The following is a 13,356-nucleotide window of genomic DNA, read 5'->3' as shown; positions in this document are numbered from 1 at the left end:
TAATTAAGCAACCCTATGTACAGGTACCTCAATTAATGGGTTATCTATTTTGGTCATTTTTCAATACAAGTAACATGTATTTATTAAACGTATATTGCATTTGAATTACTGAAATTAAAAAGCCTGTTCTACCGTCTAAAAATCCGCGATAAAAAACATAATGTCGAATGAATGCAAATAGGCCAGCTGCCACAGCTTTAATCGATGATGATTTTTTTCCCTTATTGTATCTTTCTTCAGCCCATGCTTCGGCATACCCACAACGTTTGACCAGATAGTCTTTTAAATTATCAAAGGTGTAGTGCATAAGGTTTGCTTTTAATTGGATCTTTTTCGAGCCTTTACAACTTACCGATTCATGGACTAGGTTTCCGTTATATCGATATTTTGTCCGATTATAGATGCGCACGATAGGATCAGGGTACCAGCCACTATGATGGACAAACTTTCCGCAGAAACTTGTTAATCGATTGAGTACCAACACTTCATTAGCATTAATTGATTGCATATAAGTTTTAATTTCTATTTGCAAAGCTTCAGGAACAACTTCATCAGCATCAATGGCTAAAATCCAATCATTAGTCGCCAATTCTTCTGCTCGTCTGCGCTGCTCTCCAAAGCCCAACCAATCTTCACGAACATATATTTTATCGGTATACTTTTTTGCTATGGTTAAAGTTTTATCGCTACTGCCCGAGTCTAGCAGTACAATTTCATCTGCAAATGTTAAAGATGATAAACATCGCTCTATTTTATCTTCTTCATTTTTACAAATAATACATACTGATAATTTTTGACTCATAATAATTCCTAATTAACATTTCCAATAATGTAATTGCTTTCGAAGTTTTAAATTTCTAAACAAGTTCAGTGGCTTGTCCCGTTTGGCTTGAATACCATGATTCAATTTATCTACAACATCAGCTAATATCCGCTCAGATGCTAACCCATCGATTAAAGGATGAAGTTCTCTTGCGTAATCAGCAATATAACCTTTAAGATCGTCTGCAGGCGTTAATGCATTTACAATAGAACCCTCTAATAACACAGGATCATCAATATCAATCAGGTAGTTACCTGGTTCAGAGTTTTTAAAGCTAACAATAGGTTTGTTCAATAATGCAAATTCACCAATTACTGATGAAGTATCCGAAACCATAACTTCTGCTACTTGCAATAAAGAGGCTATATCAGACGTATCAATGACTTTAAAATTATCAGATTCGATGCTTTGATATAATTGCACTAGTTCAGGGTTCATTTTAGGATGAAATTTTGCAAGCCAAAGCCAGTCTTGTTTATTCACTAAGTTTTTTATTTGTTCAAATAAAACACCAGCACAAGTAAGTTTTGGTGAAAATGTCGGAGCGAATAAAATTACCGGCTTATTTTTTACATCAAGCTTAAACGGCTCAGTAGTAAATAAAGGATCAAGTTTTGGCCAACCTGTTTCAACCACATCAAAATAACCGTGTTCATTCGCTAACTGGTTAAATCTTTCAGTAGTCGCAGGTCCATGAGTACAATACAAATCAAAACAGCCACGAATCACAAAGTGACCTTTCTTCTTCCATTCCAGACCATGAAAAACTTGCACCTTTAAACCCGAGATGAAATTAGGAATTATATTCCCTGGAACAAAACAGGCATCGGGCTGAAATTCAATTGCAGATTGAATATCATTAAGCACCTCTTCGTCAGCATGAAATAAGTTTATATTTACTTCATTACCAATAGCCAACCATGCAACAGAATAGCCATGAGCTTTCATAACACTTTGTAACGGGCGTAATATTTCAAAAGAGTAGTTCTGTTCTATATAAAATAGAAACTTATAATCCAACATTAGCTAACTCTATGAGTTTTAACAATTTCAATGATCTCAGTAGTCGACACTGATGGTGTTCTTGGTAAATAAACTACTTCACATATGTCTTTTAGATGATCAAACTTACCTTCCCAATCATCGCCCATAATCAAAATGTCAGCATTATAATGTTTAATATATTCTGCTTTTAATTCAAGTGACTCTTCCAAAAACACCTCATCAACACAACGTAAAGAGCGGATGATATGTGTTCTGTCGTTTTCAGTATAAACAGGGTAACGCTGTTTTTTAGACATGTTTAATGCATCAGATGAAACACCAACAATAAGATGGCTTCCATGCAATTTCGCACGCTCAAGAATATTGACATGACCAACATGAAACACATCAAAAGTACCAAAAGTTATAATTCGCATAAGTGCCCTTTTAAATTAGTCTTCAATTTTGTCAATTAATGGGTTGTTAGGATAGTTTATTTGTAGAAATTCAACAAAACGTCCCCATTTACGATTTACTTTTTTAATAGCTAAGTATGAAATAAATTCAGAAAACCTAATAAATTCAGTATTGCCAATATCATCAATTATAACCAATTTTGGTTCATCAACTAATTGCAAAACTAAGTTTCTTGGGTATAAGGTTAGAGTCAAAATTTTCTGTTTGATTAAATATTCTTTTAGGTTTTTCAAACACATTAAAATTATTTCAAAATACTTTTTTGATAACTCTTCAGACTGTAAATAATATTCTAAAGACTGTGAAACTTGTCCATCTGAATCACAGATGAGTTCGTATACATGTGCTCGACCAATATTTGTTTCAGTTGCCGAGTAATAACGGGACAGCATAGAAAAATCGACGTTTCGTTTTATTAAACGCTCGTAATATTCAATTTCTCTTCTTATTGCTTTTTGGTAAATATCCTGTCGGAATAATACTTTTACACACAAGCCGTTATTGTCTGGGTGGCGGTAACATTCTCGAAAAGCGCCCTTCCCAACCAATAATGTATTATCAAGTTCAATCAACACGCATCCTTTAACTTGTTTTAATGTATTAAGATATGATTATATCCTATCAAATTTAATTATAACTTTTTTACAAATATAATTAAGGGTAAACTCACTACTAATGCATAAACTTTAGAAGAACCTAAATTTTGTCTGATATAAAAAAAATCCAACAATTTCAACTTTCAATTTTAAAAGAAGTAATTAGCGTTATTGAAAAGTATGGTCTTAACTACATCGCAGTAGGAGGTACTGCACTGGGCGCTTTTCGTCACAATGCGTTTATACCATGGGATGATGATATAGATATTGCCATGCCACGAAAAGATTACGACACCTTTTTAACTCTACAAAATGAATTACCGGATAATTTGTTTATCCAAAACTATAATACCGATAAACACTATCCGTTATATTTCAGTAAAGTGCGCCTGGATAACACTAAGTTTGTTGAAAGAAGATTTAAAAATCAAGATATGCATCAGGGTATTTTTATAGACATTTTCCCGCTTGATCAAATTAACTTAAATGATAAAATAAGTGAAAAGGTCAACAAACAAGAAAACAAATTTAGGAGACTGGTAAAAAACTCACCTAAAAAATGGTTGTATTGGATGGCGTATGGATTTATCAATCCGACCCAAGCATTCGCTCAATTAGAATCATTAATTAAGCGCAACACATCCGCTAATACAAACAAATTTGTTTCAATTCAAGCTAATGACAGTTTTGATTTTGAGAACCTTTATCCAATTCAAACATTGCCTTTTGAGGACATTCAAATATGTGTCCCCAATAATATTGAACATTATTTAGAAAATAAATATGGTGACTATATGAGGATACCCGAAGAACATGAAAGAAGACTTCATGATGTAATTGAACTTAAATTTAATGTAGACAAGCCCACTTAGATGACAATTAAAACGTTTAATTTTGGTAGTACTTAAAATTAGCCACCAAATTTTAAATAATATATATTACGCTTAATTTAAAACGGCTTTATAATTGTACGCCGCCTCTATTACAAAGATGCAGCCTAAAATATATTTAATTATTACAAGAGTCAGTATATGTTCATCAGACACGCTATAAACTTTTTCAATCGATGGTCTCCATTCAATTACCGTTTCAGAGAAGTTGCTACATTTCTACATCTTCGTTCAAGCATTCACGGCAAGCAGTATTTCGTATCTGACAAATTGAAATTAGTTTATGTGCCAGTAGCTAAAGCAGGAAATACGTCAATAAAACAAATGATTCTTAGGGCTGAAGGTATCCCTGAATCTGAATTCAATGATCCTAGCAATCCTTATTTAGTTCATGGAAAGAAATCCCTTAAGCATTACTCTCGTAAAAAATGGGATAATAAATGGAATGAATACTTCTTATTTTCAGTTGTTCGAGAGCCAACCGACAGATTTATATCTGCACATTATAACAAATTTAAAGATCATTCTAAAATCTCTAAACAAGGTTTCGAATTCAAAAAGCATTTAAACGGGATATTTAAGCTTGATATGTCTGCATTAGAGCTGATCGATACAATCAAAAACATACCAAATAGAATGCTAAATGTTCATATTGTCCCTCAGAACTTTTGGATTTATAAGCATCATAATTGCAATCCAAAAATTTATAAGCTAGAAAAAATAAATCAACTGTTTGAAGATTTAAATAGCAAAGGGTTCAATATTGAAATGAAACAAGAAAATGAGTCCAAAAGTAAACCGACTCGTGAAATAGACAGTAAATTAAAAGAAAAAGTATTAAAAAGATATAAAGAAGATTATGACAAGTTTAATTATTAAGTTTTTTATAAACTAGCTATTGACAGTGGAATTCAAAAATCTTATTGTTAGGATAATTACTCTAACGAATAAAAATTCAATAAAATGAATAAATATTTTAAACAACGCATTTTACTTAACCTCCTGCTAGATTCAAATAGCGGGCGTTTTTCTATTGTTTAAAATAAATTAATCGAATAACAAAAACCCGCAAATCACATTGCGGGTTTTTTTTTACTTCAAGGAAGAAGGAATGCAAATCACCATGGATGGAAATAGATTTGTTACTTGAATGTGATCAATAGTTAGAAAAAACAATATCAACACAAAGCATGAATTAGCTTAAATAAAGGCCAAAACGATGAATAACAATGTAACTATTTTCGATACCACATTACGAGATGGTGAACAGGCATTAATTGCCAGTTTATCTGTGCATGAAAAATTACAAATTGCCCTAGCCATTGAACGCCTCGGTGTTGATATTATGGAAGTTGGTTTTCCAGTTTCGTCACCAGGCGACTTTGAGTCAGTACAAACTATTGCTCGTACATTAAAAACAAGCCGCGTTTGTGGTTTATCTCGAGCGGTAAAGGGTGATATTCAGTCTTGTGCCGATGCAATGAACGTTGCCGAAGCATTTCGTATCCACACCTTTATTTCAACTTCAGATGTACACGTTGAACAAAAGTTAAAACGTGGCTTTGATGATGTATTAAATATGGCGGTAGATGCGGTTAAATTTGCTCGAAAATTTACTGACGATGTTGAGTTTTCTTGTGAAGATGCTGGCCGTACTCCTAAAGATAATTTATGTCGCATGGTAGAGTCTGCAATAAAAGCAGGTGCTACCACAATCAATATACCCGACACTGTAGGCTATACCCTTCCCCATGAGTTTGGCGGTATTATTACCGATTTATTTAATCGTGTGCCAAACATCGACCAAGCGGTTATCTCTGTGCATTGTCATAACGATCTTGGTTTAAGTGTTGCTAATTCAATTGCGGCGGTTAATGCTGGCGCCCGTCAAATTGAATGTACCGTAAACGGTATTGGTGAGCGTGCAGGTAACTGTTCATTAGAAGAAGTGGCAATGATAATGAAAACCCGTGCTGACATTTTAGGGCTAACCACTAACATTAATCATAAAGAGATTGCCCGTACGTCAAAAATGGTTAGCCAAATATGTAATATGCCAGTACAAGCCAATAAAGCAATTGTTGGTGCAAATGCCTTTAGTCATTCATCCGGAATCCATCAAGATGGTATGTTAAAAAGCGCAAATACCTATGAAATTATGACACCTGAAAGTGTCGGTATTAGTAAAACAAAATTAAACCTAACTTCTCGCAGTGGTCGTCATGTAATTAAGCATCGTATGGGCGAGTTGGGTTACCAAGAAAGTGATTTCAATCTAGAAGAGTTATACCAAGACTTTTTAACTTTAGCCGATAAGAAAGGCCAAGTATTTGATGACGATTTAGAAGCGTTGTTATTTAAGAATCAACAACAAGCCGATGCCGATAGCTTTCGTATTGAGTATTTAAGTGTACATTCTGGTAGTGGTGAATTTTCTACTGCGAGTATTAAACTTGCTTGTGGTGATGATGTACAAATTCAGTCTGCTACAGGTAATGGCCCAGTTGATGCGCTTTATCGAGCAATTAAACAAGCAGTAGATATAGATTTTGAAGTTACTGATTACAAGATATCAAACAAAGGTGAAGGTGAAGATGGCCTTGGCCAAACCGATTTAGTGGTAAGTTGGCAGGGCAGAAACTTTCATGGTTATGGCATCGAAACAGATGTAATTGAAGCATCAGGTAAAGCATTAATTAATGCGCTAAACAGTATTCAGAGAGCGCAAAAAGTTGCTCAACTAAAGCAACAAGCAGCGAACACAAATTTAGACAAAAAAATTCAAGGAATTTAAAGTAATGGCGAACATAGCAGTATTAGCCGGCGACGGTATTGGCCCAGAAGTAATGGTTGAAGCAGTAAAAGTATTAAACGCTGTTGCTGAAAAGTTTGATTTTGAAATTAGCACGAAAGAATATGATGTCGGTGGCGCTGCCATTGACCTACATGGTAACGCTTTACCTGATGAAACAATGCAAGGTTGTGAACAGGCTGATGCTATATTGTTTGGCTCTGTTGGCGGCCCTAAATGGTCTAACTTACCACCTACTGAGCAGCCTGAACGTTGTGCATTATTAGGCTTACGTGGAAAGTTTGGTTTGTTCTGTAATATGCGCCCAGCGCAATTACAACCGGCAATGTCTTCACTATCGACATTACGTAGCGATATTTCTGAGCAAGGCTTTGACGTATTGGTGATTCGCGAACTAACTGGTGACATTTACTTTGGCGAGCCAAAAGGCCGTAAAGGTGAAGGCGAAGAAGAAACAGGTTTTGACTCAATGTTTTATTCCCGCCGTGAAATTAAACGTATTGCTCATCTTGCTTTTCAAGCTGCGCAAAAGCGTGATAACAAGGTTACCTCTGTAGATAAAGCCAATGTTCTTGCAACCAGTCAATTGTGGCGCCAAGTTGTTGAGGAAGTTGCCGTTGAATATCCTGACGTTAGCTTCGAGCATATGTATGTTGATAACGCAGCAATGCAATTGGTACGCGATCCAAACCAATTTGATGTACTTTTATGTCCTAATCTATTCGGTGATATCCTTTCTGATATTTGTGCAATGATCACTGGCTCTATGGGCATGTTACCTTCAGCTAGCTTAAATGAATCAGGTTTTGGTATGTACGAGCCGGCAGGTGGTTCAGCGCCAGATATCGCAGGCCTTGGTATTGCCAACCCAATAGCTCAAATTTTATCAGCGGCATTAATGCTTCGTTATAGCTTGAATAAAGATAATGCAGCAAAAGCAATTGAAGACGCTGTCGCCAGTGCTTTAGATGACGGCATGCTAACTGGCGACTTATTGGCCGCAGAGCAAAGAAGTAACGCAAAAACCACCAGCGAAGTTGGTGATTATATTTGTCAAAAAATTAAGGAAATGTAACATGTCTTCCACTTTATATGAAAAATTATGGCAACGACACTTAGTAGAAGATAAATCAGGTGAAACGCCATTGATTTTTATTGATCGCCACCTTGTGCATGAAGTTACTTCACCACAAGCATTTGCGAATTTGAAGTTTCATGATCGCCCCGTTCATAGCCCTAATCGTACTATCGCGACGATGGATCATAATATCTCAACTAAAAAGTGTGATATCGATGCTGCAGGAGCAAATGGCGCAAATCAATTAAAAACTCTTGAACAAAATTGTGACGATTTTGGCGTTAAATTATACGGTATGGGCCATAAAAATCAGGGTATTGTTCATGTTATGGGACCTGAGCTTGGTTTTACCTTGCCGGGTCAAACAATTGTATGTGGCGATTCTCATACTGCCACTCATGGCGCATTTGGCGCACTAGCATTTGGTATTGGTACGTCTGAAGTTGAACATGTATTAGCAACACAAACATTGCGCCAAAATAAAGCTAAAACCATGAATATATCAGTTGAAGGGAAAGCTAATATTGGCATCAGCGCGAAAGATATTATTTTAGCGATTATTGGCAAAGTTGGTCACTCTGGTGCTACTGGCTATGTAATTGAATATACCGGTCAAGCTATCCGTAATTTAACCATGGAAGAGCGTATGACTGTGTGTAATATGAGTATCGAATTTGGTGCTAAGGCAGGCATTATTGCCCCAGATCAAACAACATTTGATTACTTAAAAGATAAAGAAAATGCTCCGCAAGGTGAAATTTTTGAGCAAGCCATAGCTGATTGGAAAACATTGCAAACAGATAGCACTGCTCAGTTTGATACAACCGTAGTTATTGATGCAACAGAAATTAAACCTCAAGTTACTTGGGGTACAAACCCTGGACAAGTAATAAGTATCGATTCAGTAGTACCAGCACCTGAAGATTTCAGCGATCCGGTAGAACGTGAATCTTGTGTCAACGCCCTTAAATACATGGATTTAGCCCCTGGCACTAAAATCTCTGATATTGAAATAAACAACGTATTTATCGGTTCATGTACTAACTCTCGTATTGAAGACTTACGTGTGGCTGCATCAGTTGTTAAAGGTAAAAAAGTTTCTAACTCAGTTACTGCTATTGTTGTTCCTGGCTCTTACCGAGTAAGAGAGCAAGCTGAAGCTGAAGGTTTAGCTGCAATCTTTACCGAGGCTGGTTTTGAATGGCGCTTACCCGGTTGTTCAATGTGTTTAGGTATGAACGATGACAAATTAAAAGAAGGTGATCGCTGTGCCTCAACCAGTAATCGTAATTTTGAAGGTAGACAAGGCCGTGGAAGCAGGACTCATTTAGTAAGCCCAGCAATGGCAGCAGCCGCAGCAATAGCTGGTCATTTTACTGACGTGAACGCATAAGGAGAAACTCATGGAAAAATTTAACCAACATACAGGTACTGTTGTCCCTTTTGATCGCGCCAACATAGATACCGACCAAATAATACCAAAGCAGTTTTTACAAAAAACAACTCGCACTGGTTTTGCCCAGCATTTATTCCACGACTGGCGCTTTTTAGATGATGATGGTTTACAGCCTGATCCAAGTTTTATTTTAAATAAACCTGAATATCAAGGCGTAAGTATTTTACTCGCGCGTGAAAACTTTGGTTGTGGCTCAAGTCGTGAGCATGCACCTTGGGCTATTCAGGAATTTGGTTTTCAAGTGGTTATGGCATCAAGCTTTGCTGACATATTTTATGGTAATTGCATAAATATAGGCATGTTACCGGTTGTATTAGAAGAATCAGTTATTGATGATTTATTTAATCAAGCAGCTCAAGGTCAATTAGAACTGACAGTAGATATTGTAAAAATGGTTGTAACTAATGGTGACAAACAATATCCATTTACGCTTACTGAATTTCAAAAATACTGTTTAGAAAATGGTGTCGATGCTGTTGGTTGGACATTAGAAATTGCCGATAAAATTAATAGCTTTGAAGATAAACTTCCCGCTTGGCAATAGACTAAGCATTAATTATGCTTTGATTATCGACTCATAAACTATTAGACTATTTATGAGTTTTTAATTTTATTTGTGGTAAAAAATAATGCGAACTTTATCTGTAATTATAATATCAAAAGATGAAGAAGATCGAATCACCCCCTGTTTAGAATCAGTTAAAGATTTTGCTGATGAAATTATTGTTTTTGATTCGAGTAGTACAGATAAAACAGTTGAAATTGTAAGGAAATACACGGATAAGGTTTGGATAACCGAAGACTGGCCAGGCGATGGTTTTCAAAAGCAAAGAGCTCTTGAGAAAGCACAATGCGAATGGGTATTAAATATCGATGCCGATGAATGGCTTGATGAAAATATGAAAGATGAGATAAGAGCTGTTTTATCTCAAGAAACAATTAAAGAACAAGCTTTTAAGTTAGCGTGGGGTAACGTAATTCTCAACAAACAACTTAAATATGGACGTTCATCTCGTGCGATTAAACGCTTATTCTTAAGAGAAGGCGCTGCTTATACAAAAGTAAAAGTTCACGGCTCAGTCCCTACTAAAGGGAAGGTTGGTGTTTTAAAAAAAGGTTTTTTAATGCATAACTCATTAAGAGGCTTCGATCATTTAATGACTAAAATGCGCCTATACTCTTGGGAAACGTCAGTAAAATACTTTAATAATAAAAAACCAAGCTATGGTATACCTCTTGCGGTGTTTAGAGCCCTGTATACATTCTTGTTAATTTATATATTCAGATTAGGATTTTTAGATGGAAGTAGAGGATTAATGATGGCGATAGTGTTTTCTCAATCGTCTTTTAATAAATATGCCGGTTTATGGTATTTAGAACAATCTGAAAAAATCAAGAATACTGTTAATAAGTAAGCCTTTCTGAGTAAGGGTGCAAAAGGCACCCTTTTTTATTAAGTTCTAGAAAAGTACTAGAGCCTTAATAAAGTTATGGAATAATGAGTAAAAAAGACTTAAACATCACCAACTCGACAAAGCTTTTAAACTAAAACGCTGCCCTTGGAATTGCAAAATAACCGTTTGCGGCTGTATTTCTTCAATGATTACACCATCTTTAGTCATTCCACCCGTATAATAATCTTGGCCATTTAGCCTTACCCAGCTACTCGCAACTTCTGATGTATACATATGCAATGAGAAGTGCAAACTTGGTACTTCATTTTGTAACCATTGTGGCATCTGTGCTAATGGTTTCGCTGGTATCAATTGGCGATTGCGCAAATCAACTTCAATCTCTGGTTCAGCAAAGTGCTTGCTTAAATCGATCTCGGGCTCTTCTACAACGTCATTAACTGAAGAGTTATTAGTATCATCTATTGCGTTTTCAAATGCTTTTAACAGCTCAGGAGATACATCGCCAAGTTCATCTCTATTAAGGCTAAGCTTCACTGGGCCATTTGCATTAGTAGATGACACTTTTTCAGTTGGTGTTTTAGTCGCTTTATTAGCAACGATTGCTTGTTGGATGTTTTGTTGACTAAGCAAACTTTGAATTTGTTGTTCCATTAATTGCTTCTTGGCTTTTTCATCAGCTTTTTGTTGAGCAAGAATTTCTTTTTTTAGCTGCTCTGCTTGTGCTGTTTTCAACGATATTAATTGCTGATTATATTCATTAGGCGTAGCGAAATATTTTGCACTATCATGTGTAGCGCCATAAAAAGGGATCAAAGTTTCATCAGGTATCGGTTTTGCCGTTTCAATTTTATTGACGTTTGAGTCATTTTGATAATTCACAATAATTTCTGCCCCATCACCAAGCACAAAGCCTCCAATAGCAAAAGCGAAAGCTAGTAATGCATAACTCGCTAAAGCTTTAGGTAAATTTTTGCCACTAGGTTGTTCTGAATCGCTTGAGGTTAGCTGTTTATGTAAATCATCGTTATTCAATTTAGGTTCGGTTGAATTGACAGAGGTTGCCTTTTTAAGTGCATCGAGTAAATAAGACATTAATTACTCTCCTTTGCATTTGTAAGCAAGGCCATAACCGTTTCGGTATCAGCTAAGTTGTTAACCGCTAAACCACGGGTTTGTTGAAACTGCCCTAATTGGTTAGTAAGTAAAGCATCAAACTGTTTAATATGTCTTGTAGGGCGCTGCTGCTGAATACTCAGTTTACCTTCTAACCATTGCACTAAGTGTATTTCACTACTTTCATCTATACGGTCAATAAAACCTTGTGGACTGCGCCAAAGTAGAACAGCGCTTCCTTGATAATGCCGTTCAATAAAAGCTGTGCTCAACCATTTAGAGTTTTTATTAAATTTAAGCAAAACTTTGTCATTTTGCTGTTGGGTGACAGTGGCATAATAAGCATCACCGTTTTCATCAAACAACTGTAATGTTGCCGGATAACCAAGAGTTAATAAACGCTTTAATTCGCCTTGATACCAATAACATTGCAACTCATAGGTTAATGCACGTTCACAAGCAGTAGTCCCATTAGGGGCCGAGCTACTCTCTTGGTTAAACGTTTGAATTTGCCAGTTATAAAATAAATGCGCAAATGCGTCATCAAGGTTTCGGCTAGTATTAATTAGAGTATTCTCAATAGAATTTAACTGTTTTTCTATGGTTTTTTGATTATTTAATTCAATACTTTGTTGATGAGCCAATTGCACTTGTGCAATATTATCACTTTGCTGCTTAGCGACACTAAACCCTGTAAACGCAAAAATCACCATAGAAGCTGTTACCAATAGATTCTTCACCATCGGTTTATGCCAAAAACTTAATGTTTTTGTATCTAAACCTAAGGTTTCTTTTGCCGATTGCTTGACTATAGACTTATCAACTTGTTGTTTTTCTTGTGAATACGCACCTAATAATGCCCGATCACATATCAAGTTAACTAACCGAGGGACTCCGCCTGTTATTTTATGAATTAGCGCTATGGCTGACGGTTTAAAAAGTGGATTAGTACATCCTGCAATACTTAATCTGTGCTTAATATATAGAGAAACTTCTTTTTGGTTCAACGGTAATAAATGATATCTAGCGGTAATACGTTGCGCAAGTTGTCGTAAATCTCGACGTTTTAAAAGTTCTTGTAATTCAGGTTGCCCAATTAGAATAACTTGTAATAATTTTTTAGTATGAGTTTCTAGGTTTGTTAGTAATCTTAATTGTTCTAATACTTCAGGTTGTAAGTGCTGAGCTTCATCGATTATTAATAACGTATTTTTACCTTGCTGATGATTATTAAGTAGCTGCTGTAAAATAATATCAGTAAATGTTTTCAATGTAGCATTACCACTATCGTAGTCTATCGATAACTCATCACAGACAGTTGCCAATAATTCTTTAGCTGACAATGTAGGGTTTAAAATAAATGCTGCTTGGGTATTTTCAGGAAGCTGTTCTAATAAGCATTTTGATACGGTTGTTTTGCCAGTACCTACTTCGCCAGTTAGCAAAACAAAACCACCAGCGTCACCTAACCCATAGGTTAAATGAGTAAGTGCTTCTTGGTGACGGCCACTCATAAATAAATAATGTGGATTAGGAGCAATTGAGAATGGGATATCGTTCAGGCCAAAATAACCTGTGTAGCCGTTATACATAAAGAAAAACTATTTTAATGAACACACTAAAGAAATTACCTTGTGTATATGCATAAGTCAAAATTAGACGCTGTTTAAACACCAGTTTATACGATAAACTTACAAACTATAAACAAATGG

General features: G+C 35.8%; 13 protein-coding genes. 7 read left to right on the top strand and 6 right to left on the bottom strand.

The features are described from left to right. Positions 1-40: 40 nt before the first annotated feature. The 4 genes from RGQ13_RS03845 to RGQ13_RS03830 are packed head-to-tail and all read right to left on the bottom strand — an operon-like array spanning position 41 to position 2,856. A complete protein-coding gene (locus RGQ13_RS03845) occupies positions 41-802 on the bottom strand; it encodes a glycosyltransferase family 2 protein (protein ID WP_348392239.1) in 762 nt (253 codons plus the stop codon). A gap of 12 nt (positions 803-814) precedes the next feature. Continuing rightward, on the bottom strand, positions 815-1,846 hold the full coding sequence (locus tag RGQ13_RS03840) for a CDP-glycerol glycerophosphotransferase family protein (RefSeq protein ID WP_348392238.1): 1,032 nt from the start codon (positions 1,844-1,846) through the stop codon (positions 815-817). Beyond that, positions 1,846-2,244, bottom strand: coding sequence for an adenylyltransferase/cytidyltransferase family protein (locus tag RGQ13_RS03835; protein WP_348392237.1), 399 nt, complete (start codon positions 2,242-2,244; stop codon positions 1,846-1,848). Before RGQ13_RS03835 ends, RGQ13_RS03840 begins: the two co-directional genes overlap by 1 nt. A gap of 15 nt (positions 2,245-2,259) precedes the next feature. Then, a complete protein-coding gene (locus RGQ13_RS03830; RefSeq protein ID WP_348392236.1) occupies positions 2,260-2,856 on the bottom strand; it encodes a YrbL family protein in 597 nt (198 codons plus the stop codon). A 131-nt stretch (positions 2,857-2,987) separates the two neighbouring features. On the opposite strand from RGQ13_RS03830, the gene RGQ13_RS03825 reads away from it, so the two are divergent. The 7 genes from RGQ13_RS03825 to RGQ13_RS03795 all read left to right on the top strand — a co-directional run bounded on the left by RGQ13_RS03825 (position 2,988) and on the right by RGQ13_RS03795 (position 10,531). Further along, complete coding sequence (locus tag RGQ13_RS03825; protein ID WP_348392235.1) at positions 2,988-3,752, top strand: LicD family protein; 765 nt, start codon at positions 2,988-2,990, stop codon at positions 3,750-3,752. 159 nt (positions 3,753-3,911) lie between these two features. After that, a complete protein-coding gene (locus RGQ13_RS03820; RefSeq protein ID WP_348392234.1) occupies positions 3,912-4,649 on the top strand; it encodes a sulfotransferase family 2 domain-containing protein in 738 nt (245 codons plus the stop codon). Positions 4,650-4,989: 340 nt separating this feature from the next. After that, positions 4,990-6,564 (top strand): 2-isopropylmalate synthase, encoded by a 1,575-nt coding sequence (gene leuA / locus RGQ13_RS03815; RefSeq protein ID WP_348392233.1) that lies wholly within the window; start codon positions 4,990-4,992, stop codon positions 6,562-6,564. A gap of 4 nt (positions 6,565-6,568) precedes the next feature. Beyond that, positions 6,569-7,657 carry a 3-isopropylmalate dehydrogenase gene (gene leuB / locus RGQ13_RS03810; protein ID WP_348392232.1) on the top strand — a complete coding sequence of 363 codons (1,089 nt, stop codon included), beginning with the start codon at positions 6,569-6,571 and terminating at the stop codon, positions 7,655-7,657. A gap of 1 nt (position 7,658) precedes the next feature. Beyond that, positions 7,659-9,053 (top strand): 3-isopropylmalate dehydratase large subunit, encoded by a 1,395-nt coding sequence (gene leuC, locus RGQ13_RS03805; RefSeq protein WP_348392231.1) that lies wholly within the window; start codon positions 7,659-7,661, stop codon positions 9,051-9,053. A 10-nt stretch (positions 9,054-9,063) separates the two neighbouring features. Beyond that, positions 9,064-9,660: a 3-isopropylmalate dehydratase small subunit gene (gene leuD, locus RGQ13_RS03800; protein WP_348392230.1), complete on the top strand. Its 597-nt coding sequence runs from the start codon at positions 9,064-9,066 to the stop codon at positions 9,658-9,660. Positions 9,661-9,745: 85 nt separating this feature from the next. Beyond that, a complete protein-coding gene (locus tag RGQ13_RS03795; protein WP_348392229.1) occupies positions 9,746-10,531 on the top strand; it encodes a glycosyltransferase family 2 protein in 786 nt (261 codons plus the stop codon). Between the two features lie 105 nt (positions 10,532-10,636). Here the strand turns inward: RGQ13_RS03795 and RGQ13_RS03790 are convergent, their stop codons facing one another. Both RGQ13_RS03790 and RGQ13_RS03785 read right to left on the bottom strand, forming a co-directional pair. Beyond that, positions 10,637-11,623, bottom strand: a complete 987-nt coding sequence (locus RGQ13_RS03790; RefSeq protein WP_348392228.1) for a general secretion pathway protein GspB — start codon at positions 11,621-11,623, stop codon at positions 10,637-10,639. Then, a complete protein-coding gene (locus tag RGQ13_RS03785; protein WP_348392227.1) occupies positions 11,623-13,236 on the bottom strand; it encodes an ExeA family protein in 1,614 nt (537 codons plus the stop codon). The genes RGQ13_RS03790 and RGQ13_RS03785 overlap by 1 nt, the downstream gene beginning before the upstream one ends. Between the last annotated feature and the right edge of the window lie 120 nt (positions 13,237-13,356).

Origin of the sequence: Thalassotalea psychrophila (assembly GCF_031583595.1) — a bacterium.
Classification (GTDB): domain Bacteria; phylum Pseudomonadota; class Gammaproteobacteria; order Enterobacterales; family Alteromonadaceae; genus Thalassotalea_A; species Thalassotalea_A psychrophila.
The sequence above is the reverse complement of the archived record's forward strand: the minus strand, read 5'-3'. Positions and strand labels throughout refer to the sequence as shown.

Coding starts and splice junctions, on each gene's coding strand:
- leuA (WP_348392233.1), top strand. CDS start 4,990: ATGAATAACAATGTAACTATTTTCGATACCACATTACGAGATGGTGAA.
- leuB (WP_348392232.1), top strand. CDS start 6,569: ATGGCGAACATAGCAGTATTAGCCGGCGACGGTATTGGCCCAGAAGTA.
- leuD (WP_348392230.1), top strand. CDS start 9,064: ATGGAAAAATTTAACCAACATACAGGTACTGTTGTCCCTTTTGATCGC.
- RGQ13_RS03790 (WP_348392228.1), bottom strand. CDS start 11,623: ATGTCTTATTTACTCGATGCACTTAAAAAGGCAACCTCTGTCAATTCA.
- RGQ13_RS03845 (WP_348392239.1), bottom strand. CDS start 802: ATGAGTCAAAAATTATCAGTATGTATTATTTGTAAAAATGAAGAAGAT.
- leuC (WP_348392231.1), top strand. CDS start 7,659: ATGTCTTCCACTTTATATGAAAAATTATGGCAACGACACTTAGTAGAA.
- RGQ13_RS03785 (WP_348392227.1), bottom strand. CDS start 13,236: ATGTATAACGGCTACACAGGTTATTTTGGCCTGAACGATATCCCATTC.
- RGQ13_RS03835 (WP_348392237.1), bottom strand. CDS start 2,244: ATGCGAATTATAACTTTTGGTACTTTTGATGTGTTTCATGTTGGTCAT.
- RGQ13_RS03820 (WP_348392234.1), top strand. CDS start 3,912: ATGTTCATCAGACACGCTATAAACTTTTTCAATCGATGGTCTCCATTC.
- RGQ13_RS03840 (WP_348392238.1), bottom strand. CDS start 1,846: ATGTTGGATTATAAGTTTCTATTTTATATAGAACAGAACTACTCTTTT.
- RGQ13_RS03795 (WP_348392229.1), top strand. CDS start 9,746: ATGCGAACTTTATCTGTAATTATAATATCAAAAGATGAAGAAGATCGA.